This window comes from Haladaptatus sp. R4 (genome assembly GCF_001625445.1).
GTDB lineage: Archaea > Halobacteriota > Halobacteria > Halobacteriales > Haladaptataceae > Haladaptatus.
In genome coordinates this window covers 395,415-419,807 of record NZ_LWHG01000021.1, presented here as the reverse complement: position 1 = coordinate 419,807, position 24,393 = coordinate 395,415, and the positions used below count along the sequence as shown (strand labels likewise).

The 24,393-nt window shown below is 62.9% G+C and carries 26 protein-coding genes and 2 pseudogenes; 16 read left to right on the top strand and 12 right to left on the bottom strand.

Annotated features, from left to right (window positions below):
- Nucleotides 1-50: 50 nt before the first annotated feature.
- Both A4G99_RS11670 and A4G99_RS11665 read right to left on the bottom strand, forming a co-directional pair.
- Nucleotides 51-737: a type II CAAX prenyl endopeptidase Rce1 family protein gene (locus A4G99_RS11670; RefSeq protein WP_082837793.1), complete on the bottom strand. Its 687-nt coding sequence runs from the start codon at nt 735-737 to the stop codon at nt 51-53.
- Complete coding sequence (locus tag A4G99_RS11665; protein ID WP_066143633.1) at nt 734-1,024, bottom strand: DUF5789 family protein; 291 nt, start codon at nt 1,022-1,024, stop codon at nt 734-736. Before A4G99_RS11665 ends, A4G99_RS11670 begins: the two co-directional genes overlap by 4 nt.
- Before the next feature lie 529 nt (nt 1,025-1,553).
- Between A4G99_RS11665 and A4G99_RS11660 the strand changes: the two genes are divergently transcribed.
- A complete protein-coding gene (locus tag A4G99_RS11660; protein WP_066143630.1) occupies nt 1,554-2,360 on the top strand; it encodes a hypothetical protein in 807 nt (268 codons plus the stop codon).
- Here the strand turns inward: A4G99_RS11660 and A4G99_RS11655 are convergent.
- The 3 genes from A4G99_RS11655 to A4G99_RS11645 are packed head-to-tail and all read right to left on the bottom strand — an operon-like array spanning nt 2,357 to nt 4,973.
- Complete coding sequence (locus A4G99_RS11655; RefSeq protein ID WP_066143627.1) at nt 2,357-2,794, bottom strand: Mut7-C RNAse domain-containing protein; 438 nt, start codon at nt 2,792-2,794, stop codon at nt 2,357-2,359. The genes A4G99_RS11660 and A4G99_RS11655 overlap by 4 nt on opposite strands.
- Nucleotides 2,794-4,539: a DNA polymerase/3'-5' exonuclease PolX gene (gene polX / locus A4G99_RS11650; RefSeq protein ID WP_066143624.1), complete on the bottom strand. Its 1,746-nt coding sequence runs from the start codon at nt 4,537-4,539 to the stop codon at nt 2,794-2,796. Before polX ends, A4G99_RS11655 begins: the two co-directional genes overlap by 1 nt.
- Nucleotides 4,536-4,973 carry a DUF5788 family protein gene (locus A4G99_RS11645; RefSeq protein ID WP_066143621.1) on the bottom strand — a complete coding sequence of 146 codons (438 nt, stop codon included), beginning with the start codon at nt 4,971-4,973 and terminating at the stop codon, nt 4,536-4,538. Before A4G99_RS11645 ends, polX begins: the two co-directional genes overlap by 4 nt.
- Before the next feature lie 306 nt (nt 4,974-5,279).
- Between A4G99_RS11645 and A4G99_RS11640 the strand changes: the two genes are divergently transcribed.
- The 3 genes from A4G99_RS11640 to A4G99_RS11630 are packed head-to-tail and all read left to right on the top strand — an operon-like array spanning nt 5,280 to nt 7,881.
- A complete protein-coding gene (locus A4G99_RS11640; protein WP_066143619.1) occupies nt 5,280-6,185 on the top strand; it encodes a rhomboid family intramembrane serine protease in 906 nt (301 codons plus the stop codon).
- Nucleotides 6,186-6,189: 4 nt separating this feature from the next.
- Nucleotides 6,190-7,005 (top strand): endonuclease V, encoded by an 816-nt coding sequence (locus tag A4G99_RS11635; protein WP_066145163.1) that lies wholly within the window; start codon nt 6,190-6,192, stop codon nt 7,003-7,005.
- A 24-nt stretch (nt 7,006-7,029) separates the two neighbouring features.
- Nucleotides 7,030-7,881 carry an SDR family oxidoreductase gene (locus A4G99_RS11630; protein WP_066143615.1) on the top strand — a complete coding sequence of 284 codons (852 nt, stop codon included), beginning with the start codon at nt 7,030-7,032 and terminating at the stop codon, nt 7,879-7,881.
- A gap of 738 nt (nt 7,882-8,619) precedes the next feature.
- On the opposite strand, the gene A4G99_RS11625 is transcribed toward A4G99_RS11630, so the two are convergent.
- Nucleotides 8,620-9,657, bottom strand: coding sequence for a TRC40/GET3/ArsA family transport-energizing ATPase (locus tag A4G99_RS11625; protein ID WP_066143612.1), 1,038 nt, complete (start codon nt 9,655-9,657; stop codon nt 8,620-8,622).
- Between the two features lie 228 nt (nt 9,658-9,885).
- Here A4G99_RS11625 and hisF point away from each other — a divergent pair, with 228 nt between their 5' ends.
- Entirely contained in the window at nt 9,886-10,701 is an 816-nt protein-coding gene (gene hisF / locus A4G99_RS11620) for an imidazole glycerol phosphate synthase subunit HisF (RefSeq protein ID WP_066143610.1), read from the top strand.
- A 57-nt stretch (nt 10,702-10,758) separates the two neighbouring features.
- Here hisF and A4G99_RS11615 read toward each other — a convergent pair whose 3' ends face one another.
- The 3 genes from A4G99_RS11615 to coxB all read right to left on the bottom strand — a co-directional run bounded on the left by A4G99_RS11615 (nt 10,759) and on the right by coxB (nt 13,004).
- A complete protein-coding gene (locus A4G99_RS11615) occupies nt 10,759-11,040 on the bottom strand; it encodes a DNA-directed RNA polymerase subunit L (RefSeq protein ID WP_066145161.1) in 282 nt (93 codons plus the stop codon).
- 142 nt (nt 11,041-11,182) lie between these two features.
- Entirely contained in the window at nt 11,183-12,040 is an 858-nt protein-coding gene (locus A4G99_RS11610) for a heme-copper oxidase subunit III (RefSeq protein ID WP_066143607.1), read from the bottom strand.
- A gap of 127 nt (nt 12,041-12,167) precedes the next feature.
- The gene (gene coxB, locus A4G99_RS11605; RefSeq protein ID WP_066143604.1) at nt 12,168-13,004 is read right to left on the bottom strand and encodes a cytochrome c oxidase subunit II; all 837 of its coding nucleotides are present in this window, start codon (nt 13,002-13,004) and stop codon (nt 12,168-12,170) included.
- A 108-nt stretch (nt 13,005-13,112) separates the two neighbouring features.
- Here coxB and cyoE point away from each other — a divergent pair, with 108 nt between their 5' ends.
- The 9 genes and pseudogenes from cyoE (at nt 13,113) to A4G99_RS11565 (ending at nt 21,407) form a co-directional block, all read left to right on the top strand.
- Nucleotides 13,113-14,498 (top strand): heme o synthase, encoded by a 1,386-nt coding sequence (cyoE, locus tag A4G99_RS11600; RefSeq protein ID WP_066143602.1) that lies wholly within the window; start codon nt 13,113-13,115, stop codon nt 14,496-14,498.
- Nucleotides 14,495-15,181 (top strand): hypothetical protein, encoded by a 687-nt coding sequence (locus tag A4G99_RS11595; protein ID WP_066143599.1) that lies wholly within the window; start codon nt 14,495-14,497, stop codon nt 15,179-15,181. Before cyoE ends, A4G99_RS11595 begins: the two co-directional genes overlap by 4 nt.
- 213 nt (nt 15,182-15,394) lie before the next feature.
- Nucleotides 15,395-16,333 (top strand): ABC transporter ATP-binding protein, encoded by a 939-nt coding sequence (locus tag A4G99_RS11590; protein ID WP_066143595.1) that lies wholly within the window; start codon nt 15,395-15,397, stop codon nt 16,331-16,333.
- Nucleotides 16,330-17,091: an ABC transporter permease gene (locus A4G99_RS11585; protein ID WP_066143592.1), complete on the top strand. Its 762-nt coding sequence runs from the start codon at nt 16,330-16,332 to the stop codon at nt 17,089-17,091. The genes A4G99_RS11590 and A4G99_RS11585 overlap by 4 nt, the downstream gene beginning before the upstream one ends.
- 69 nt (nt 17,092-17,160) lie before the next feature.
- Complete coding sequence (locus A4G99_RS11580; protein WP_066143589.1) at nt 17,161-17,496, top strand: hypothetical protein; 336 nt, start codon at nt 17,161-17,163, stop codon at nt 17,494-17,496.
- 22 nt (nt 17,497-17,518) lie between these two features.
- A complete protein-coding gene (locus tag A4G99_RS28725; protein WP_255359089.1) occupies nt 17,519-17,644 on the top strand; it encodes a hypothetical protein in 126 nt (41 codons plus the stop codon).
- A 240-nt stretch (nt 17,645-17,884) separates the two neighbouring features.
- Entirely contained in the window at nt 17,885-18,826 is a 942-nt protein-coding gene (locus A4G99_RS11575) for a 1,4-dihydroxy-2-naphthoate polyprenyltransferase (protein WP_066143586.1), read from the top strand.
- Nucleotides 18,823-19,844 (top strand): annotated as a pseudogene (locus tag A4G99_RS11570) (mandelate racemase/muconate lactonizing enzyme family protein). The gene A4G99_RS11575 and the pseudogene A4G99_RS11570 overlap by 4 nt, the downstream one beginning before the upstream one ends.
- 41 nt (nt 19,845-19,885) lie before the next feature.
- A pseudogene (locus tag A4G99_RS11565) lies at nt 19,886-21,407 on the top strand (AMP-binding protein).
- A gap of 9 nt (nt 21,408-21,416) precedes the next feature.
- Here the strand turns inward: A4G99_RS11565 and A4G99_RS11560 are convergent.
- Complete coding sequence (locus A4G99_RS11560) at nt 21,417-22,040, bottom strand: CHRD domain-containing protein (protein ID WP_066143583.1); 624 nt, start codon at nt 22,038-22,040, stop codon at nt 21,417-21,419.
- 91 nt (nt 22,041-22,131) lie between these two features.
- On the opposite strand from A4G99_RS11560, the gene A4G99_RS11555 reads away from it, so the two are divergent.
- Nucleotides 22,132-22,833: an NRDE family protein gene (locus A4G99_RS11555; RefSeq protein ID WP_066143580.1), complete on the top strand. Its 702-nt coding sequence runs from the start codon at nt 22,132-22,134 to the stop codon at nt 22,831-22,833.
- Nucleotides 22,834-22,858: 25 nt separating this feature from the next.
- A complete protein-coding gene (locus A4G99_RS11550) occupies nt 22,859-23,209 on the top strand; it encodes a MarR family transcriptional regulator (RefSeq protein ID WP_066143577.1) in 351 nt (116 codons plus the stop codon).
- A gap of 6 nt (nt 23,210-23,215) precedes the next feature.
- On the opposite strand, the gene A4G99_RS11545 is transcribed toward A4G99_RS11550, so the two are convergent.
- Both A4G99_RS11545 and A4G99_RS11540 read right to left on the bottom strand, forming a co-directional pair.
- The gene (locus tag A4G99_RS11545) at nt 23,216-23,881 is read right to left on the bottom strand and encodes a bacterio-opsin activator domain-containing protein (protein WP_066143574.1); all 666 of its coding nucleotides are present in this window, start codon (nt 23,879-23,881) and stop codon (nt 23,216-23,218) included.
- A gap of 84 nt (nt 23,882-23,965) precedes the next feature.
- On the bottom strand, nt 23,966-24,283 hold the full coding sequence (locus A4G99_RS11540) for a cupin domain-containing protein (RefSeq protein ID WP_066143571.1): 318 nt from the start codon (nt 24,281-24,283) through the stop codon (nt 23,966-23,968).
- Nucleotides 24,284-24,393: the final 110 nt, after the last annotated feature.

Here is a 24,393-nt window from a genome sequence, read left to right as displayed (position 1 = left end):
TTGAACGTTCCGAACGAGGAAAGCGACGAACTGCGGAAAATCGACCACCATCACATGTGCACCGGAATCCACGAGAGCCAGTGGACGACCCTCTCGGGCGGAATGAGCGGCTTGTGAAGCACCAACCAGTCAAGAAGCATCAGTCCGACGCCGTGGGCCACGACGGACGGAAGCAACGAATCGCAGTTGAAATCCACCACGCCGAACAGCACGTCCGTCGGTGCCGACAGCACGACTTCGATGGGCGGTTTTCCGAGGTGATGAAACGCATAGATCACCGGACTCACGAAGGCGCTCTTGTACCCGATCTTTCGCAGGCCGACGCAGAGAAACCCGCGGTAGTAGGTCTCGGCCGCGAGCACGACGATGAACTGCTTTACCGAGTGCGGGAGAAAGCTCCCGAGCGCCGCGCTCGTCTCCCACATCGGATAGTACGTCCGAATGGTCGGCAGCGACGATCCGACGACGTAAATCGGAATCACGAACGCCGCGAGAATCAACGTGTTGCGTATCGCCTTTCGATCCACCCGATAGCCGAGGTGACGGCCGTGCGTTATCGCCAGTACGCCGGGAATCAGGATGTACAGCGTCGTGTCGCGAACGACGCGTAGGTTCAGGCTGCCTCCCGTGCTCGGTAGGTACGACCACGAAACCGTGATGATCCCACCGACGAGGAACGTCAACTGTACCCACGAGAGGCCGAACGATCCGTCCTCGACGTTTCGGGAGAAGTTCACGAATCGTCGGCGGTCGGGACCGGACCCGTGCCGATGACGTCGCGAATCGCGCCCGTGAATGCCTGCTCGGTCTGGAAGTACGTCATGTCGACGTCCTCCAGAACGGCGTCGAGTTGCTGTGGTCCGTCCGGCGTTCGAATCGTCTCGCTTCCTTCCCGGCGCGCGATTTCGCTCTTCTGAATGGGCCAGAACAGCCGCGAAGAGATTCGCGCGATAGGTGCGCCATCGACGGGTTCACCGTCGCCGAGTTCGACGGCGGGTCCCTCGTCTTCGTTATCGTCGGCCATACCGTGGCGTTTGCGAGGGCGCGGATTATGCTTTTCGAACCCACCTTTTACGACGGGAAGTTGACGGCGGTTTCGTAAACGACACGAAACCGCCGTCGCTTCCCTGTAAAAGCTGGACCAAAAGCACTCCTCCCTCCCGGTGGTCGGTCGTCGGCCCGGAAAATCTTCGATTTTCCGGAGTCTCAAAATCGTGGTGCGATTTTGATGGCTCGAAAGACCGCAGGTCTTTCGATGGAATTTCTGGTGACTGGCGGCTGTGTCGGTTGCTGACTCTGGCGGTTGTGTCAATGCGAGATTTCTGGGCGGTTGTGACACCGGCCTACCGCTCCCGTACGGTCGCTCACGACTCATCGCCTGTTGGACTAATCAGATCGTGGTAGGTTCCGAGGGACAGTAGAACAGTCGATAGAGTAGAACGTATGATGATCGTCTCAGTACCCGACTTCCGGCCCGGTATAGAACTTAAGCATAATAATTCTGATGTCTGTCTGACGGAGTAGTTTAGTAGGAGGACTCCAATGGCAGATACATGACAAGCCTCGGGGAAACGTACGAAGGGCACGGCGGCGTGAAAAAGCGCCCCCGGCGTCTCTATCTCGGCGTCGGTCTGTTTCTCGCCGGGTCGTTGCTCGTCGTCGTGGGAATCCTCGCGGGGACGACGAACCTGTTCTCGGCCGTCGGACTGGACGTGTACGGCGCACGGAAGTTCGCGGGTGTCACCGCCGGTCTGGGCGTCCCCGCCGTTTTCGTCGGCGTGTTCGTCGTCCTCCCGGCGACGAGCGACCGCGTGCGCGCGGCGGCGGCCATCGGGTCCAGTATCACGATTCTCGGCGTCGCCATGTTCTGGTACGCCTACCCGCATCACTGGGCCGGACACGGCCAACACCTCACGCTGCCCGTCGTCGCCATCTACTTCGTCGGCCTCATGACGACGTTCTGGTGTCTGTTCACCGCCGTCGTGAACTTCAAGACGCGGAACGACCCCGGCGGAACCGTCACGATGGAAGTCACGCGCAAGGGCGAGACGAAAATAATCGAAGTCGAGAAACCGCGCGGGTTTGGCGGCATCGGCGTCTTCGGCGACGACCCGACCGGCATGGAGTCCCCCAGCGCCCCCGTTAGCGACGGCGGCGCGGCGAGCGACGACATCATCTCGCCGATGGATACTGACCGGCCGTCCGCTCCGTCCCCGACGAACCCGACGGACACGTACTGCGGCAACTGCGCCCACTTCGATTACGTCCGTACCGACTCGGGTATGACGCCCTATTGTGGACTCCACGACCAGCGAATGACCGATATGGACGCCTGTGACCGCTGGCAGTCCAACCGCTAGAGTTTCGATAGCGTTTCTTCGACCGACTTCCAGTGGCTTCCCTTCCAGAATCGCTTTCCGCAGTCCCGACAGCGCCACACCCTCTTTCCGTCGGGGACGTATTCCGGGTTCTCCTTTCCCTTACGCTCCCGAACCAGTTCCCCGTTACAATCCGAACAACGAGCGGGTTCGGAGAGCGAGAGGGAAAACCCGTGCTCGCGCAGTTCCCCCAACTGGTCCTCCACGTCGAGCGATTCGATGCAAACCGCGTCCTCGGAACGCCCCGCGAGTTCCACGTCCCGCGTGAGGAGCGTCCTGTCCTCCGATTCGGCCAGTTCGAGAATCACGTCGTCGTCCTCGACACCCCTGTCCAGCGCGTACGCGGCGTCGTAGCCACACATCCGCAGGTACGTCGCGAGTTTTCCCAACATCACGTCGAGAAAGAGGCGGTCCATCAGTGCAGGAACTCGCGGACGCCCGCGGCGTCGCGGGTGTTGAGCACGTCGTCCGCCTCGGCCCAACCGCGCCGCGCGGTGTGAACCCCGTACCTGATGTTCCCGTACTCGCCGGGGCTGTGAGCGTCGGTATCGATGGCGATGGTCGCACCCTCCTCGACCGCGACCTGCACCGCCGCACCCCAGAGGTCGAGACGGTGCGTGTTGCTGTTGATTTCCAGTGCGACGTCGTTGTCCGCGGCGGCGCTCGCCACTTCGCGCACGTCGAAATCGTGGCCCGGCCGTTGGTTGATGAGTCGGCCGCTCGGATGGCCGAGAATATCGACGCTCGGGTGTTCGATCGCCCGGATCAACCGCTCGGTGGCGTCGCCGTCCAGACTGCTGTGCGGCGAGGCGACGACGATGTCCAGTTCGGCGAGCACGTCGTCCCCGACGCTGATTCCGCCGTCCGGGTCGATGTTCGCCTCGACGCCGGTGAACACGTCGATGGGGGCGTCCTCGGCGGCCGCACGCACCTCGGCTATCTGCTCTTCGAGTTCGGCGTCGTCCAATCCGACGCCGCCGACCATCCCGGACCCCGTCGCGTGGTCGGAGATGACGATGTAGTCGTGGCCGAACTCGGCCGCACCCTCGATCATCTCCGCGATGGTGTTGTTTCCGTCCGACCAATTCGTGTGCAGGTGGAGGTCGCCGCGCACGTCGCCCTCCTCGATGAGGTCGGGGAGGTCGTCGTTCAGCGCGGCGTCGATTTCGCCGTTGTCCTCGCGCATCTCCGGTGCGATGAGCGGCAGGCCGAGCGCCTCGTACATGCTGGCTTCCGTCTCGCCTGCGACCTTCTCGCCGACGCGTTGCCCGGCGTCCGGGTCGTCCACATCACTCACGTCGAACACGCCGTACTCGTTCACCTTGTACCCCTGTTCGATGGCGTAGTTTCGCAGGGTAATGTTGTGGTTCTTGCTTCCGGTGAAGTACTGGAGCGCGCTGCCGAACTCTTCGGGGACGACGACGCGGAGGTCGATGCGCATGTCCGAGACGCGGATTGCGGCCTTGTCGGTTCCCGATTCGATGACCTCCGTCGCCCGCTCCCAGTCGGTGAACGCTTCGATGACCGCCTCCTTCTCGTCTTCCTCGCTTTCTGCGAGCACGTCGATGTCGCCGATGGTCTCGCGCCAACGCCGAAGCGACCCGGCGAGTTCGTGCCGCCCGGCGGACGGAATATCGTCGAAGAAGGCGAGTACCTGGTCCCCGACCGGTCGGGCGTCGCCGAGCAGTTCCCGTCCCCGTACCGTCCGTGCGAACTCGATGCCGTCGAGGATGTTCTCCTCCGTCTTGGGACCGTAGCCCTTGATCTCCTGGATCTCCCCCTCGCGGGCCGCGTCCTCCAAGTCGTCCAGCGTTCGGATACCGAGTTCCTCGTAGAGGCTGCCGACCGTCTTCGGGCCGACACCTTCGACGCGCGTCAGTTCGACCATCTCGACGGGGAGGTTCTCGCGTTCCTCCTCCAGTTCCTCGATTTCGCCGGTCTCGAAGTATTCGATGACTTTGCTCGCAATCGAGTCGCCGACCTGCGGGATTTCCCCGACCGCGTCGGGTCCCTGCTCGGCCAACTCCGCGATGTCCTCCGGGTAGTCGCGGATGTTGTCCGCCGCCCGGCGGTAGGCCTGCGGTTTGTACTGGACGTCCTGTGCTTCGACCAAGTCGGCGTACTCCTCGAACAACGCCGCGACTTCCTCGTTTCGACTCATAATCGTGATCGTTTCCCGCTGCTTTCGTTGCCGAGCGCCTGCTGGAGGAACGACATCCACCGTTTCTGGTCGGCGGCCTCCTTGGCACTCCCTTCGGCTTCCAGATTCGTCGGCCCGAGGTTTTCGAGCGCGTTCAGCGCGCGGTCGATGCCGATGATGCTCTCGACCAACTGTTCACCCTCCTCCTTGGTGATGTCCGCTTCTTCCAGCCGTTCCTTGCGCTGGAGGCGCTCGCGGCGCAGGTTCCGTTTCGCCCGCTCCACGCGGTCGCGTTCGCCCTCCGGGATCGTTTCCCGGCGTTTGATTTCGAAGACGAACTCGCGGAGGTCGATCTCCTCTCCCTGCACCGAAATCGACTCGGGAATCGACGCGCCCAGGGTCGCGCTTTCGCGTTCGACCCGCTCCAGCAGTCCTTTTCGTTCGTACTCCTTCACACCCCACACTCCTCGGCCAGCAGTCAAAAGCTTCCTGCCCTCTGCACTCCGAACATCACCCGACCGAACTTTCGGAGTCGGCCGACGACCACGGCGAACTGGACACGCTGGCCGACCAACCGCTGTGGATTCCGGAATCCGGCTTCGGATCGATGACGACCGTCCGACAGTTCTACAATTTCCCCGTCTACGGCACGCGGAAATCCGACTCGTTCGACGGTTTCTCGGCGCTCGATTTTGTCCCCTATTTTTCACGTCCGCCACGCACCCAAACCCATTTGACCGGTCGGTTCAAACCATGGAACAATGGCGCAATGCGACGTGTGTGGGCAGAACGAGAATATGCCGTACCAGTGCCGGATGTGCGGCGGGACGTTCTGTGCCGAGCACCGACTCCCGGAGAATCACTCCTGTCCGGGGTTGGACCAGTGGAACGATCCGGAGGGAGTGTTCGACAGTGGCTTCGATGATGGCGTGAACGATAGCGACGGCGGCCGATTCAGCGCTGCCGCCCGCACCGGCGGCCCGCTGAGCTACTTCCGCGGGAACATGACGTTCGTGTTCCTCGGACTGATGGTGCTGATGTTCGTCGCGCAGTACGCCATCACACCCCTGCTCGGAATCCAGCAATGGAGTCCGGAGTGGGTTTCGATATTCACGCTAAGCACCTATCATATCACCTACGTTTGGACGTGGATCACGTCCATCTTCGCACACAGTGGGTTCACGCATATCATCTTCAACGGCATCGTGCTGTACTTCTTCGGGCCGGTGCTCGAACGGCGCATCGGGAGCGCGAAGTTCTCCGCGTTGTTCCTCGGAAGCGGAATCCTCGCCGGACTGGCACAGGTCGGTATCGTCGGACTGATGGGCGGCAGTGCCATCGTTCTCGGCGCGAGCGGCGCTATCATGGCGATTATGGGTGTTCTCACGGTTCTGAACCCGAACATGAAGATTTACATCTACTTCATCCTCCCGGTGCCGCTCTGGGTGGCGACCATCGGCTTCGCCATCTACTCCGGATTCACGAGCGTCGTCGCTGGACCGGGTGCGGGTAACGTCGCCCAATTGGCCCACCTCACCGGGCTGGGAATCGGTCTGCTGTACGGCGCGTGGTTGAAAAACCGCGGTACGGGTGGTCCCTCCGAACTCGATATCGGCGGGGGCGGTGGACGTGGCGGGATGGGTGGCGGAGGCCGCCGCCGGTTCTGATGAAATGACCGACCTCGCCCACCCCGAATTCGTTCCGGACGCGTCGCTCTCGCGCGAAGAGATGGAAGCGCTCCAGTACGAGGTGGCGGAGACGGCTATTTTCGAGGACGCGTTCGACTTCGACGCGGGGAGCGTTCGTGCGGAAGCGACCGACGAGGAGCAGACGCACCTGCCGACCGGTGACGAGACGCCCGCAACCAATGACTCCCCCGTCGTCGTCGGCGTGGACCAAGCCTTCATCGACGACCTCGCCGTGAGCGCGCTCGTCGCGTCGCGCGACGGCGAGGTGATAGAGCGCGTTCACGCCGCCGTCGAGACGGAGATTCCGTACATTCCCGGACTGCTGTCGTTCCGGGAGGGAACCGCAATTTTGCGCGCCTTCGAGAAGTTGACCGTCTCGCCCGACCTCGCCATGGTGGACGGAAGCGGACGGATTCACTTCCGGCAGGCCGGAATCGCCACGCACATCGGCGTGATGTTGGACCTGCCGACCGTCGGCGTCGCCAAGAACCTGCTCTGTGGCGAGTTGCGCGACCCGCCGCAGGGATACATGGACGCGGGCGAGCGCGTGCCGGTCGTTGCGAACTCGCGGGTCAGCGCGCCCGGCGGGACGGTCATCGGCTACGCGCTCCAGTCGCGCCAGTATCCGAACCCGGAAAAGCGCCACATCAACCCGTTGTACGTCAGTTCGGGCCACCGCGTGAGCGCCGAGACGACCGCGGATTTGGTCTGGCAACTCTGTGCGGGGTACAAACTCCCCGAACCGACGCGGCGGGCGGACGCCTACGCTGATGACGTGAAGGAAACCGTTGATACTTAGCCACCCCCGTCCGAAGGAAACCCCATGGCTGAGACTGTGCTGATAACTGGCTGTTCGTCGGGGATCGGTCGGGAGGCCGCTCTCTCGTTTCTCGCGGACGGCTGGGAAGTGTACGCGACCGCCCGAAACCCCGCCGATATCGAGACGCTCGGGGAGAAGGGCTGTACCATTTCGACGCTCGACGTCACCAAGGACGAGGACGTGGAGCGCGTCATCGGGAGAATCATCGACGAGCACGGCCACCTCGACTGCCTCGTCAACAACGCGGGCTACGCTCAGCCCGGTCCCGTCGAGGACGTACCGATCGAACAGGTGCACGCGCAGTTCGACGTGAACGTCTACGGGCCGCTTCGACTGGCCCGCGCCGCATTGGAGCACATGCGCGAGCGCGGAAAAGGGACCATCATCAACGTCTCCAGCGCGGTCGGCCGCGTGGCGGTCCCCGGCATGGGAATCTACAGCGGGTCGAAGTTCGCGCTGGAAGGTATTTCGGACTCCCTCCGCGGCGAAGTCTCCGAGTACGACGTGGACGTCGTGCTGGTCGAACCCGGCCCGGTCGATACCGAGTTCTACGACCGCGCGAGCGACGAGGTCGAGGGCGTCGAGCGCTCCGGCGGCTACGAAAGCTTCTACAAGATGTACGGCGACCGGCAGGCCATCGACGGCGGCATGCCCGGCGCAGTCCACCCCAAGGAAGTCGCCGACACCATCCTCGACGCGGCGAACCTCCAACATCCGAACGCCCGCTATCAGGTCGGGACGATGGCGCGGATAACCGAGTACGCGCGTATCCTACCCGCCGCGTGGCTCGACAAACTGTACGGGACGTTCTCCGATCTCTCGACCAACGACTGGGTCAAGAAGTTCTTCGACTGATTCGGGAAGCGCGACGAGTGGGCGTGTTTGATTCTTTTGTGATTGCAGTTCCGGAGATAATTACCTCGAAAGTCCCCGCCCGCTCGCTTCGTTGTGCTGTTTTTGATTGTTTTACGAGTGCAGTTGCTGGGACGTAGACCGCCTCGAAAGCCCCCGCCCGCTCGCGGCCGCTAGACCGACATCTTGGTTCGACTCGTTTCGCTCGTCTTCACCAAGAGAGGTCGCCGAGACGCCCACGATACACGCGAGCGGCGCCCCTTTCAACCACCCACACCACCGCCCCGCACCACATCCTCCCCAGCCGATTCCTTCGCTCCCTCCGGAAGAGCTCCGCTCTTCCGTGCTCCCGTTCGCTACCGCTCACGGGGATTTCAGTCGCTCAGTCATCCCTCGCGCGATAGCCAATCAGACCCTCGGATGACCGCTATCCTCGGGCCTGCTGCCCCGCGCGCCACTCGGTTGGATAGGCTGCACGATACGGTTCAACCGCACGGCGCGCGACGGAAGGAGCGTCGGAGCGAATCGGCTGGGGAGGCGTGTGGGCGGTAGACGAGGTTCCTCCGGAACCTCGCAAGCGAGCGGCACAGCCGCGAGCAAGCGGTTGCGGGGCGGATGCGGTAATTCATGCGGCTCGGTACTTGCAGTCTCAAAATACAGACACCTCGTAGCAAGTGGGGGCTTTCTACGTCGTCGTCGCGGTAGTTATGTTCTCAGTAAAATGTTGGCGTTCCCGTCGGATCAGTCCAAACAGGCGGCGACGACGCGCAACATCTCCTCGCCGCGAACTTCGTCGGCGAACAGCGGAACGCGTTTGATGGTGTGCCCGCGGAACACGTCCTGTGCTTCCCGAAGCGCGCCCTGCTGGACCTCCCAGCGCTGTTGGCAGAACTCACAGTCGTCGAGGTTCGGGGTGGCGAACCGATCCGAATCGACCGAATCGGTCACGTCCGCGAGGTTCTCCATCACGCGGTTGACGACGACGGTTCCGACCGGGATTCCGAACTCCTCCAGTCGCGCGAGCAGGCGCTTGGACTCGAAGACGCTCATCTCCTCGGGGATCATGACGACGCGGAAGTCCGTTTTCGAGGGGTCCCGCAGCGTCGTCCGGAGTTTTTGAATCCGTTCCTTGAGCACGTCGAGGTTCTCCATCCCTTCCTCGGGGTCCGCACCGCCGCCGAACACGTCCTTGACGCCGTCCATCATCCCGCTCAATCGCTGGCGCAGGCTCATCATCCGGCCCACCATCGTGTCCATCAGTTCGGGCAGTTCCAGCAATCGGAGGGTGTGTCCCGTCGGCGCGGTGTCCACGACGACGCGGTCGAACCGCTCGTCGTCCAGAAATTCGAGTAACTTCTGCATCGCGGCGGCCTCGTCCGCCCCGGGCATCGCCCCGCCGAGGAGCGACCCCATCGGCCCGTCCTCATCGTCGCCGAGCATGCCGCCGAGCGGACTCCCTTCGCCCATCATTCCGGCCTGTTCCTCCAGTTCGGCGTCCGGATCGATCTCCGCCGCGAAGAGGGGAATATCCTCCCGAATGCGCGTCGCTTCCGCCGGAATGTCGCGCTCGAACGTGTCCGACAGGGAGTGTGCCGGGTCGGTCGAGACGACGAGCGTTCGCGTTCCATCGCGCGCGCTCGCCAGCGCCGTCGCGGCGGCCATCGTCGTCTTCCCGACGCCGCCTTTGCCGCCGTACAACACGTACTTCGGTGCATCGATCCCCGCGGGGACGACGTCCTCGTCGATTCGCTCGACGGGTTCCACGTCGATTTCGGCCATACCGGTGCTATCGGGCCGAAGTTTACGTACCTTCTGTTGTCCGCATCACGAAGGCGAAACGCACGAGCAGTGAAGGTACGAACAGGTGTGTTCGATTTTCCTGTGATTGCAAGTTCCGTGCTGCACGAAGCCAGTACCGCTGACACACGCGGCTCTACCGCTCGCTTCTCGTCGCAACCTTTCCCGTAACCCGTCTCCTTTTGCCGTCCGGTTCCCAACCCACTCCCAATGACTCTCACCAAGCGGATCATCCCGTGTATCGACGTGGACTTGGACGACGACGGGAACCCGGCGGTGTACACCGGCGTCAACTTCGAGGACTTACAGTACACGGGCGACCCCGTCGAGATGGCGCGCCAGTACAACGAGGCGGGCGCGGACGAGTTCGTCTTCCTCGACATCACGGCCAGCGCCGACGGCCGCGAGACGATGTTGAACGTCGTCAACTCGGTGGCCGACGAGGTGTTCATCCCGCTGACCGTCGGCGGCGGGATTCGAACCCGCGAGGACATCAAGGAAACCCTGCGCGCCGGGGCGGACAAGGTGTCCATCAACACCGCCGCGCTGGAGCGCCCGGAACTCGTGACGGAGGGGGCGACGGCGTTCGGCAGTCAGTGCATCGTCATCAGCGTCGACGCCCGTAGGCGCTTCGACGAGGAAGGCGAACACTACGAACGTGTGGACGGCGAGTCCTGTTGGTTCGAGTGTACGGTCAAGGGCGGCCGCGAGGGAACCGGCATCGACGTGGTCGAATGGGCGAGAGAGGCCGAATCGCGCGGCGCGGGCGAACTGTTCGTCAACTCCATCGACGCGGACGGGACGAAGGACGGCTACGACGTGCCGCTGACGAAGGCCGTCTGCGATTCGGTTTCGACGCCCGTCATCGCCTCGTCGGGGTGTGGCGGCCCGGAGGACGCGTACGAGGTGTTCACCGACGCGAACGCGGACGCGGCGCTCGCGGCGTCCATCTTCCACTTCGGCGAGTACTCGATTCGGGAGGTAAAGGAGTACCTCGCGGACCGTGACGTGCCGGTTCGGATGTGATTTTCCGGTCGCTCGTCGTGCATCACGAAGACCGAAACGAAATACGAACCCGAAAACTCAGGCGCTCGTGAACGCTTCGCGGAACGCGCCCGTCTTGTCTTTGACGTTCTGTGCACCGGCCTCCAAGGCGTCGATGGGGTCGACCCCGTCCTCGGTTTTGACGGTGAGGAGGGGGTCAGTCTGTCCACCCGACTGCTCGGGGTTCAGGTCGTAGGTCGCCGCCGCGACGCCCTCGGTTTCGAGGAGTGCACCCTTCAACACGTTCATGAAGGTGTGGTCCTCGCCCCCGATTTCGATCCGGAGTTCCGTATCGCTTTTCTCGATAACCCGCAGTTCCATACCACGAAATTCTGCACTCTCGCGTTTCAATCTTGCGAACGCGTGTTTCCGTGTTCACGGTGATTCGAACGGGATCGAATTCCACTCCGACTCGGTAGCGTGGTCACTGGAACGGATGAAAAGTGGGAAAACGAATTCGCGGTCAGAAGTTTATCTCGGCGCCGAAGTAGATCACGACGACGAGGAAGATCCACACCGCGTCCACGAAGTGCCAGTACATCGAGACGGTCGACACGGAGACGTGACGATCCGCGGAGTACTGTCCGTACAGCGAACGGACCAGAACGATGGTCAGGAGCACTGCGCCCATCGTAACGTGCAGGCCGTGGAGACCCGTCAGGCCGAAGAACGCGCTGTTGAACACGCCGCCAGTGAACGTGAACCCTTTCTCGACGATGAAGTCGTAGTACTCGTACACCTGTCCAGCGAGGAACAGGGCACCGAGGACGAGCGTCGTTGCGAGACCGGCGATGAACCGACTTCGGTTGTTCTTCCGGAGTTCGCTGTGCGCCCAGTGGAGCGTGATACTGCTGGCGACCAGCAGGACCGTGTTAACGATGACCAATGTACTCACGACTTCGGGAACCTCTCCGATCTTCGGGGGCCACGTACCGACCCGGATGAAGAAGTAGTAGACGAACCCGGCACCGAACGTCGCGATTTCGGTGCAGAGGAACATTATCATCCCGAAGCGTAGCTTCGGCGAGCCGGATGACTCCTTGCTCCAGAAGTGCTTGACGAAGGCGTGATACACCCACCCGTACAGTCCGCTGAGGAAGACCGCGGCGGCACAGATGAACACGATGGGGCCGATGTTCGGCCCGACCATGGTGTCCCCGCCGTGTCCCAGAATGTACAGTGCGGCACCGACGTAGAACCCTGATGCGCCGAGTACCGTGATGATCGGCCACCACGACGCCTCGCCGAAGCCTTTCGGCCAGTCCTCGACGGCCGGGAGGTGATGGCCGTGCTCCTCTGTCGAATCGTCCGTTACCGTCATACAGAGACGGTTGCGGCCCGACTACTAAAAATGCACCCAAAGGCGTTCGTCGGACGAACTGTCTGCGATGGTTTCAGTATTGCTGAGTCATCACTACGGAATCATCATCGAAACGGAAAAATCGGAATTACGCCGACGAGTTGTTGCCGCCCGCAGTACTGTTACCGCTCGAACTGTTGTTGCCACCCGCAGTGCTGTTGTTACCGCCGCTGCTCGAACTGTTGTTCCCTCCGTTGCCGCTCGAACTTCCGCCGGAGTTCTTCTTCTCCTGCTGTTTCAGCCACTTCTCGTACTTGGCGTTCGAGACGACGTGCACCTTGCTCAGCATGACCGAGTGACCGGAGCCACAGTACTCAGCACAGTACACCTGATACGTGCCTTCCTTCGTGACTTTCGTCTTGATGGTGTTGTTCTCGCCCGGTATCGCGTCCTGTTTCAACCCGAGTTTGGGAACGTGGAACGAGTGTATCCAGTCGGTCGACGTGACGTTGAAGTACACCGGCCTGTCCTTCGGGATGTAGAGGTCCGATGAACCCGTGATGTTGTGCTCGGGGTAGTTGTAGGTCCAGAAGTAGCGCTGACCGATGACGTCGACGCTGACCGCGTTCGGTTCCTTTTGCATCGTGTCCTTCGGCGTCACCGTGACGTACTCGTTCGCCATGACGCCGTAGGATGCGACCCCGACGAAGAGGAGGACGATTGCGGTTGCGACCGTCCACGTGATTTCGAGCCGTCGGTTCTCCTTCGTCGGTTTCGGGTCGTCGTTGTTGCGAAACTTCCAGACGGTGTAGAAGAGGATCCCCTCGACGAGGATCGAGATGGGGATTGCCGCGTACAACAACTGCTTGTTGAGCGTCCGAATCAGGGAATCTGTCGTCGAATTGTAGGCCGCTACAGGGTCGACAGCGAGTGCGAGGAACATCGCGCCGAGGGTCGCGATGAGTCCCATCCGCTTGGAATCCATATTGGCCTAGCCTTCGGAAGTGACCCATAAATATGTGCTGACTTCACTGCCGTCGAAAGTCGGATGGTCTAAGTACGCGGGGATACAATTCGTCAGACAACGGTGCCATTGCAGGATTCCTCATCTGGACGGTTCGAACGTGCACTGACAGCGACCGTTGTCGGCGTCTATCTCTTGGTCGTCGTCGGTGCGACGACCTCGCTCGTCAACGCCGTCTCCGCGTGCCCGACGTGGCCCGCCTGCAACGGCCATTGGATCGTTCCGTTCCACGATTCGAAACTCATCATCGCGTGGACCCATCGCGTGGTCGCGCTCGTCGTCGGCCTGCTGTTGTTCGCCACGACCGTGTTGGCGTTCCGTCGTAACTCTCGACCGCGCGTGAAGGCGGGAATCGGATTCGCCGCGATACTCTACCCGATACAGGTCGTCCTGGGCGCGTATGCGGCCACCTCCGCGACGACGACTTCGTTCGCCGACACTCACCTAATCGTCGGCATGGCGATTTTCACCGGCGTCGTCCTCGCGCTCGCGTGGACGCTCGAACCCGAAGAGTCGGACGGTCCGGTCGGTATGACGTTCAACGACCCGGACCCCATCGAGGAACCGACCGAAACCGGCGACCTCGTCGGCATCACGGCGACCGCGTACGCCTACTTCCGCCTGATGAAACCGCGTTTGATGTGGTTGCTCTGTCTCGTCGCCTCGGCGGGGATGGCGCTCGCGGCCGGATCCGATACGTTACAGGTGAGCACCATCGTCGCCACGCTCACCGGCGGCGTCCTCTCCATCGGCGCGAGCGGGACGTTCAACCACGTCCTCGAACGCGACGTAGACAAGCGGATGAACCGCACCGCGGACCGCCCCGCCGCGACGGCACAGATTCCGCTTCGAAACGCCATCGCCTTCGGCTTTCTGCTGGCCGCCGCGTCGCTGGCCGTCTTCCTCTCGGTGAACCTGCTCGTCGCCATCTTCGGCCTGTTCGCCATCGTGTTCTACAGCGTGGTGTACACGCTCATCCTGAAGCCGAACACGGTGCAGAACACCGTCATCGGCGGGTTGGCCGGGTCGCTCCCGGCGCTCATCGGTTGGGCCGCCGTCTCCGACGATATCGGTCTGCCCGCGCTGGTGCTGGCCGGTGTAATCTTCCTGTGGACGCCCGCCCACTTCTACAACCTCGCGCTGGCGTACAAGGACGACTATGCGCGCGGTGGATTCCCGATGATGCCCGTCGTTCGCGGCGAGGCCGAAACCCGAAAACACATCCTGCTGTGGTTGGGCGCGACGCTGCTCGCCTCGGGCGTCCTCGCCACGGTGACGACCCTCGGTTGGTTGTACGCGCTCACGACCATCGTGTTCGGGGCGGTCTTCCTGGTCGCGGTCGTTCAACTCCACCGCGAACGCGACGACAAGGCGGCGTTCCGCTCGTTCCACGCGTCGAACGCCTATCTCGGGGCGCTGTTGCTCGCCATCGTCGTCGATGCACTCGTACTATGAGCACCGCATTCACACGCTATCGGCCGTCCCACGAATCGCTGTTGTTGGGAGCGGTCGTGCTGAACGCGGAGTTGTTCGCGCTGCTGGCCTTTCTCGCCGTCAAGGGACTGTCCCACGGCTATGGCTTCCGCTACCTGCTCTACCCCTTTATCTGGATAAACGTCGGGCTGTACGCGGTGTGGAAGACGAACCCGGTTCGAACGAACGAGCGCGACCGGTGGGTCGCGCTCGCCATCGGCATCGGGTATTTCGTCGTCGTCGCGTACTTCGGCGGCCTGTTCGGCCGCACCGGTGCGCTCCCCGGATCGCTGGCGAACGGGTTTCGTATCTCGTGGCTCCCGCCGGGATGGGGACCCGCACTGCTGTATCACAACAGCGTGTTTCGCGTCGAGATTCTGCCATTCAAACTGATCGGCTATCTCTCGCTCGCGTATCTCGTCTACGCCACCGTCCTCGACGCGGCGGGGTCCGCGATTTCGGGACTCCTCGGCCTGTTCTCCTGCGTGAGTTGTTCGTGGCCAATCGTCGCGTCGCTCATCACGGGGGTCGCTGGCGCGGGATCGGGACTCGCCGCGACGGTTTCGTCCGGTTCCTACGACATCTCGACGGTCGTGTTCGTCGTTACCGTCCTGTTGTTGTACTGGCGGCCGACGATTCGGTGGGGCCGAGGACGAAACTCGTAATACCCCATCCGACCGAAGAACGGATCGAACGATTACGGGGTCGATGGAGCGGGAATTGGAAGGATCGATGAGCTGAACGCGGACGATGTCGAATAATTATTCGGGCAAAACTATCTTGGCTCAGTCAGTTCCGATTTCGATGTGATGTCGTTCGACGGACCGCTTGGTGGTCGAATCGAACTCCTTACTTAGCAACGGCGAGAAGTTCCGGGCATGTCCGACGCACTCGTCGCCGAGAACGTTCGGAAGGAATACGGCGACACCGTCGCACTGAACGGTGTCTCCCTCTCGGTCGGCGCGGGCGAAGTGTTCGCGCTCATCGGGCCGAACGGGGCGGGCAAGACAACACTCATCCGGTCACTGACCGGGACGATGACTCCCGACGGCGGGAGCGTTTCCATCCTCGGTGCACCACCCGGTAACGTGGACAAGTCACGGGTGGGACTGCTTCCGCAGTCGTTCGACCCTCCTGCCCGGCTTTCGGCCCGCGAACTCGTCGCGTATTACGCGGGCCTGTACGACGGTGCCCGCGACCCCGACGACGCCCTCGCCGACGTCGGTCTCACCGACACGGGCGACACGTGGTACAAGAACCTCTCCGGAGGACAGCAACGCCGGGTCTGTGTGGCCGCGACGCTGGTTAACGACCCCGACATCCTCTTTCTGGACGAGCCAACGACCGGAATCGACCCGGCCGGACGCCGCGCGCTCTGGGGACTCGTCGAGGACCTCGCGGACGGCGGAACGACGGTCTTCCTGACGACCCACTACATGGCCGAAGCGGAACAACTGGCCGACCGGGTCGGACTCCTCGCGGACGGCGAAATCGTCGCCGTCGGAACGCCCGACTCGCTCATCGGCGAGTACGGCGGCGAGAGCCGACTCGTCGTGGAAACCGCGACCCCGCGGTCCTCCGTCGAGATGGGATACACCGTCGAGGAGACCGAATCCGGACTGGTGTTCGACGGCGTCACCCCCGCCGACATCGGGGAGGTCGTCACGGACTTGAACAGCCGCGGCGTCGAGTACGAGGCCCTGACGTGGACCGAACCGGACTTGGAGGACGTGTACCTCAGGCTGACAGGCGCACCGCTCGGGCCGGAAACCACGCGTCGTGCCGGTGAGGCCGCCATCGTCGGAGGTGACCAATGACGTCGTTCGGTCGCGTCCGGTCGGAGGCCGGTGCGGCGTGGCGGTCGTTCCTCCGCCGTCGCACCGCCGTGTTCTTCACGTTCTTCTTCCCGGTCATCCTCATCCTCATCTTCGCGGTGTTGGTGCAGACCAATCCGGGTTCGGGCGGTTCGGGCGGCCTGTTCTCGAAACCCCCGGCGTACTACCTGCCGGGCTACCTCGCCGTCGTCGTGCTGTTCACACCGCTCTCGCGCGTCGGGAGTTCGGTCTCCCGGCACCGCGAGTCGAACCGCTTCGAGAAGCTGTCGACCACGCCGCTCACCCGTGCCGAGTGGTTGCTCGCACACACGCTCGTCAACGTCGTCATCATCGGCCTCGCGGGCGTCATCATCCTCGTGCTGATGACCCTCGTGACGAGCACGGGCGTCTCCCTCGCCACGTTGCCCGCCGTCGCGGTCTTCATCGCGCTCGCGGTCGCGTTGTTCTGCGGCCTCGGCTCCCTGCTGGGGAGTTACGCCGGGTCCTCGGACGGCGTCATCGCCGCCAGCAACGCCATCGCCCTGCCGTTGTTGTTCCTCTCGGACACGTTCGTCACGCCGGACCTCCTGCCGTCGTGGTTCCGTCCCATCATGAACATCTCGCCGCTGACGTACTTCGCGCGCGGCGTCCGAACCTTGACGTACTCCCATGGGGCCGTCGGCGGTGACTTGGTCGTCCTCGCCGCCCTCGCCGTGTTGTTCTTCCTCGCCGGGTCCTACGCCATCCCGGAGACGGACTGACCCCGCGAATCCTGTTATTCATTCTTCAACTCCGGAACGAATATTACTGACCGGCAGGTATGTGGTCCCATGGTCGATTTACCCTCCTCGGAATCCAGAACGCGTCGATGGCACCGATTCATCGAGCATTACACGCCGGACGGCACCGTCGGACGACTCTTGCTCGCGTTCGGTACCGGAACGCTGGGAATCCTCTCTTACGTCCTGACGAGCGTGAGTCTGTACAGTCTCAACCTGTTCGTCACGTTGTTTTTCGCCCCGTTGTTTCTGGCGCTCACCCTCGGAACCCTGGTCCTAACCGTCGCCACCCTCTGGCCGGTGTACCTCTCGCTCATCGGGAACATCCCGTCGGTCGAGCGCGTATTCGGAGTCGTTCGACGGTTCGGTTTCGACGGACGACCGTGACGAAACCGACCCCGTCGAGCGCTTGAAACGCAACTACGCCGACGGGAAGGTTTCGGAATCGGAGTTCGAGCGGCGGTTGGAGACCCTGCTTCACAAGGAGGAGTCGTCGCGATACGGGAGCGACGCTCGCGAACTGGAACGGAACTGACCACGCCGAGAACGCTCGCGGTGTTCGTGACGGATTCGTGACGAGCGTCGTCACTCGAAACGAGTCAATCTACTCCTGCAGAACGAGCCGTCTTCCGTCCATATCTCCACCTTGTGACGAGAAGCACTTAAACGAAAGTCCCTCGCCCGCGCCATCGAATCCGTTTCTCCGGAGAGAAATCCGGTAAGAGTCCTGTGAAACCGTAGATGCTATACACCTCTCGCCGGAACTATCTCGATAATGAACGATACGGCCACAGACGTCTCTCGGAAGCAGGCGTGGCTGATGGCGGCGCGGCCACACACCCTTCCGGCGGCCGCCGCGCCCGTCATCGTGGGCATCGGGCTTGCGCTTCACGAGAAGCAGTTCGCGCCGCTTCCGGCGCTCGCGGCTTTCGTCGGCGCGGCGCTGATCCAGATCGGGACGAACTTCGCCAACGACTACTACGACGCCGTGAAGGGCGTCGATACCGACGAACGGACGGGATTCACCCGCGTGACACAGTCGGGGCTCATCGCGCCGAACGAGGTCAAACGGGCGATGTACGGCACCTTCCTGCTCGCCATCGTCGTCGGGGTCTACCTCGTCTACGTCGGCGGATTACCGATCCTCGTCATCGGCCTCGCGAGCGTCATCAGCGGCATCGCCTACGCTGGCGGGCCGTTTCCGCTCGGCTCACACGGACTGGGTGACCTGTTCGTCTTCGTCTTCTTCGGCGTCATCGCCGTGATGGGGACGTTCTACGTGCAGGCCGCGAGCCTCGTCGCCGCGCCGTTCCCGCTCGCCATTCCGGGGGGAACCGTCACGATGACCGCGTTCTTGGCGAGCCTCCCAGTCGCGGCCATCTCGACGAACATCCTCGTCGTCAACAACGTCCGTGACTTGGAGAACGACAGGAAAGCGGGCAAGAAGACGCTGGCGGTGCTCATCGGCTACCGTGCGAGTCGCGGCGAGTTCATCGGTATGCTCGCCCTTTCCTACCTCGTCCCCATCTACTTCGCGACCACGTCGGCGTTCGGTTTTGCCGTCCTCCTCCCGCTCATCACGGTTCCGTACGCCGCGATGATCACCCGGACGATGCTCACGAAGACGTCGGGCGAGGCGCTCAATCCGGCACTCGAACAGACCGGAAAACTGCTGGCCGCCCACGCGGTCTGTTTCGCCATCGGTATGACGGTATGATTATCGAAACGCACGAGTTCTCGCTTCCGCTGGAGTCGCCGCTCGACACGGCACACGGCCCCATCGAGCACCGAAAAGGCATCCTCATCCGCATCGATGACGGCGACGACATCGGCATCGGGGAGGCGACGCCCCTTCCGGGGTGGACCGAATCCCTTCCGGCGTGCCGCGCGGCCATCGCGCACGTCGATGACCCCGAGAGCGCACTGTCGTCCCTCGAATCGACACCGGCGGCCAGACACGGCTTCGCGCTCGCGCTGGCGGACCTGCGAGCGAAGCGGGAGGACCAACCGCTGTATCGGATTCTCGGCGGGCCGGACCACGTCGAGTCGGTTCCGGCCAACGCCACCGTCGGCGACTGCTCGCGTATCGAGACTGTGGCGGCGGTGGAGGACGCGGTCGATTCCGGGTTCGAGTCCGTGAAGGTGAAAGTGGGGGCACGTTCGCTTACGGACGACGTGTCCCGCCTCCGGGCGGTTCGGGATGCGGTCGGCCCGGACGTCGAACTCCGCGTCGATGCGAACGGCGCGTGGTCGCGTGCGGAGGCACGCGAAGCGTTTCACAAGTTCGACTCGCTTCGAATCGCTTACGTCGAACAGCCGCTTCCGGCCGACGACATCGACGGTCTCGCCGACCTGCGCGGCCGGTCGTCGCCGTCGCTGCGGACGAGTCCATCGCGGAAACGTCGGCCGAGACGGTCCTCGACGCGGGTGCCGCGGACGTGCTGATCTGCAAACCGATGGTGATTGGCGGTCCTGATCGGGTCGTGGAGGTCGCGAAACACGCCCGGGACGAGGGCGTCACGCCGGTCGTCACGACAACCATCGACGGCGTCGTCGCGAGGACGGCGGCGATTCACGCGGCGGCCGCGATTCCCGACCGTCTCGCCTGCGGGGTGGCGACCGGAACGCTGCTGGGTCGGGATCTGGGTCCCGACCGGACGCGACTCGTGGACGGGTCGGTCAGCGTTCCGCAGGAACCCGGAAACGGCGTGGCGGATACGTGGGGTGAGTCATGAACGAACGGAAGAGAAACGACCGAGGGACGAACGAGCGACCGATGAACAAACCGTCGCTGAACGAACCGCCACTGAACGATTGGCTCTCGCATCGGGCGGACGTGTCGCCCGACCGAACCGCCATCGTCGAAGCGGCGGACGGCACCGAGTGGACGTACGCGGAACTCGATTCGGCCGTCGAGGAGACTGCCGAAAAGCTGGCCGGATTGGGACTCGGGAAAGGGGATCACCTCGGCATGCTGATGGAGACCCGGATGGAGGGTGTGCTGCTCGTCCACGCCGCGATGCGGTTGGGCTGTGTGCTCGTCGGACTGAACGTCCGTCTGGCCACCCCCGAGCTCCGTCGACAGGTCGCGGTGACGGATCTATCAGTTCTCGTCTGCGAGGCCGACACTGAAACGGTGGCTCACGAAATCGCTGGGGAGGGGACGGATGGTGAAAGCACTCGAAACGTCCCCGTGGTGTCCGTCGATGCATCGACGGACACCACGCTTTCGGCGTGTGAGGAAGCGGAGTTCGAACGCGCGGAGTGGTCGCGTGCGGACCCGCAGGTCCTCCTGTTCACGTCCGGGACGACCGGTAACCCGAAGGCCGTCACGCTCACGATGGGTAACCTGTTCGCCAGCGCGACCGCCTCGGCGTTCCGCCTCGGCGTCCTCCCGGGCGACCGCTGGCACCTCTGTCTCTCGACGTACCACATGGGCGGCCTCGCACCGCTCCTGCGCTCCGCGCTGTACGGAACGACGGTCGTCGTGCAGGAAGGCTTCGACGCCGAGGACACCCGTTCGTTCCTCCGGACGTACAGGGCGACCGGGGTTTCGCTCGTTCCGACGATGCTCCGGCGGTTGCTGGACGAGGGGAATCTCTCGGACTCGCTTCGGTTCGTCCTCCTCGGCGGTGCACCCGCTCGCGACGACCTCATCGCGGCGTGTGCGGAGCGCGACGTCCCGGTCTGCCCGACCTACGGCATGACCGAAACCGCCTCGCAGATCGCCACCGCGACCCCCGACGAAGCGGTTTCACACCTCGGAACGGTCGGTCGGCCGCTGATGTTCACGGACGTCTCCGTCGTCCGCGACGACGGGACGCTCGCACCGACCGGGGAACCCGGCGAACTCGTCGTCTCCGGACCGACCGTGATGGCTGGCTACTACGGCAATCCCGACGCGACTGACGAGGCGTTCGGCGAGCACGGCTCCGGACGGGCGACGTGGGCTACCGCGACGAAGGCGTCGGCTCTGGGTGTTGAACCGCCGCGCCGACCGTATCGTCACCGGCGGCGAGAACGTCCATCCCGGCGAAGTCGTGGACGTGCTCCGCGACCATCCCGACGTGTCGGAAGTCGCGGTCGTCGGCGTCGAGGACGACGAGTGGGGCGAACGAATCGCGACCCTAGTCGTTCCCGTCGCCGAGACGTCCGTGACGCTGGACTCGGTGCGCGAGTTCTGTGACGGCCGCCTCGCCGGGTACAAACACCCGCGTCTTCTCGCCACCGCCGTGGAACTCCCCCGGACGACCTCCGGAACCATCGACCGCGAGGCGGTTCGCGAACGGTTCCGGTGATCGGCGACTTTACGACTGTTGTATCTGCAGACTCACGGAGCGCTGGATTCCCAAACCGTTGCCCGTGCTCACGTCGAGCGCCTCCTTGAATTTCGCCTCGGCGTTCGAGACCGGCGAAATCTGCCCCCGAATCTCCCCTTCGGGATTCTGTTTCGTGTGAACGTTGACGTACGCCTCCCCGGTCTCGATGACGCTCGCTAGCTGTGTTAGCGGTTCGTTCTTCAGTGGCCCGACGAGGTCGCTCGAATCGAACGTTCCGGACGCGAGCACGCCGTTGAACTCGCCGGAGAACTGTCGTCCCTCGGTCGATTTCGGACTCGGATATAGCCAGACGACGACGGACCCGCTCTGCCCTCTCTTCCCCATGTGGATGTGCGCCTCCGTGACGTCCTCCAGTTTGGAGACGAGCAGGACGTACCGGACGTTCTCCCCGGCTTGCATGAACATCGCCACTCCGTTGGCGTTCGTTTCGACGTTCTTCGGTTGATTTTTGCCCGTCATCTCGCCCGTGCTGAACGACGGACTGCCGGTCATCCGTGTGGTCGTCTGCGCGGACCCGACGCTGGTTCCGAGCGCTCCCATCCCGACCCCCAGCGTCGCGCCGGTCTTCAGTACATTGCGTCTGTGTGTCATGTTCGAAACTCCCCGGAGTAGTCACGACGAGGATTCGCATAAGCGGCGGGGCCGACGAAACCTTTTATCGAATCGAGACCAACCCCTCCACGTGTGTACACTCATCGTCGCGTGGCAGGTTTTCGAGGACGCACCCGTCGTCGCGGCCGCGAACCGTGACGAAGCGTTCGGTCGGCCTTCACGCCCGCCGAGGGTGCTCGACCGGGATCCGACGGTCGTCGCCCCGCAGGACGAGGAGGCGGGCGGCACGTGGATCGGGTACAACGATTCGGGGTTGTTCGTCGGCGTGACGAACCGCTGGGTCGAACTGGAGGGCGAGCGCTCCCGCGGCTTGCTGGTACGCGACGCGCTGGCCCACGAGTCGGCCGCGTCCGCGCGCGAGTTCGTGACCGGCGAACTCGACGAACATCGATACGCCGGATTCAACCTCCTGCTCGCGGACGCGAACGAGGCGACCCTCCTGGAGTGGGACGGCACGCTCGAAACGACGCGCCTCGACCCCGGCGTCCACGTCGTCGTCAACCGAGGATTCGACGCGAACGCCCCGAAATCCGAACGGATTCTGCCGCACGTCGACGTGACCGCGGACGACCCGCCGTCGCTTTCCGAATGGCGAGCATCGGCCAGGGATACCCTCCGAAATCACGACATCGGCGTCTGCGTCCACGGCGACGGATACGGAACCCGCTCGTCGTCCATCGTCACCGTGTTCGAGGACGGCACCGGGAGCTACGAGTTCGCCGACGGCCCTCCTTGTGAAACCCCGTACGATAACGTGGAAAGTCACATTTAAACGCCCGCCCGTCCCTGTATTGAACATGAGCACGGCAACGTCCGAGGAAGACCTCACTGAGGACGAGTACAACGGCCTCGAACTCGTCCGCGAGAGCGGCGGTATCCATCAGAGCGACTTCTGGAAAAACCTCGATGTCTCGTCGCGCAAGGGTAGTCGAATCGTGGAGTCGTTGGAGCGACAGGGGTTCGTCCAGCGACAGGAGACCGTCTACGAGGGGCACAACACCTACTTCATCACGCCCGCCGCGAAGGACCTCGATTTCTCGCTGTTGATGGCGGGCGACATGCTCTCGCCGTTCATCGGGGAGGAGGAAATAGATCCCGAGAGCGACGCCTTCTCGCAGTGGATCATGAACCTCGCGTACGAGGACTAATCGATTTTACTGCGGTTCGTCGGCGTTTCGTCCGATTATGAGCGTGTTTTTCACGAGGCTGCGGTGACCGCGCCGCAGTCGCTCGGAGATGGCTTGGTGTGACACTTCGAGGTCGTCGGCGAGCTTTTCGGCCGACGCCTCCCGGGGAATGTCGTAGTAGCCACGCTCGAACGCGAGCGTGAGCGTGTCCTGTTGTTCGTCGGTGAGGCCGAACCGCCCCTTTCGACCCTGTTCTAACTCGTAGATGTTCCGAATGTCGAGCGTGAGGTCGTTTTCACGGCAGTAGTCGTAGGTGTCCGACAACGCGTTCCGGTCCGGGAAGAGAATACGGAGATGCCAGTGGCTACTGTTCCCGGACGCGGAGAGGACGGTTGCTTCCTCGTCCACGAGGATGTGAATGAGCGTTTGGATGCGGTCGGTCCACTCCATCTGGTACAACTGTTCTTCGTCCAAGTCCGCGAGCAACTGCAGGTTTTGGACGCTCGTGTCCTCCTCCAAGATCGATTCCATGTCTCCTTCCCCGCCGCTCGCCCAGACGAACGGCATCACTCTGTCGCTCTCGTGTGCAACAACGCGCTCGATCTCGAATTCGAGGGTTTCGTGCTCCGTCAACGTTTCCCAGAGCGCGAATTCGTCGGCTGGAATCTCGACTTCGACGACGGTACCTACCATACGGACAATCGAACTGCCGGAAAGAAATAAGCGTTGGCGGAGATTTCACGTCGTCCGTTCCATCTTGCCATCGTCGCTACATCCTCACAGAAAATCCTCTCGCGGTGGCGAGAAGACGTCGATGATTTCCCCGGAATCGATTATCTCGTAGCTGTGTTCGACGCCACCCGGTATCGAATAACTGTCCCCGCTCTCTATCGTTTCCTCGTCGCCTCCGATGTGGATCCGATACGTACCCGACATCACGTACCCGCTCTGTTCGCTTTCGTGGGTGTGCGGCGGAACGTCGTTGCCCTCTTCGAAGTGCATCTTCGTCACCATCGACTCGTCGCCGACCGCGAGCACGTCGAACTGCACGCCCTGAAATTCGTTCGTCTCCGCGTCTTCTGCTTTGACTATCATCGGAATCGCATCGAATAATAGGTTGTTTATACTATAATATGGTTACTAGTTTATCATCCGTTTTATTCTACCGTCGAATGGTGTAGTTCGATAGCGGCACAGTTGGCGGC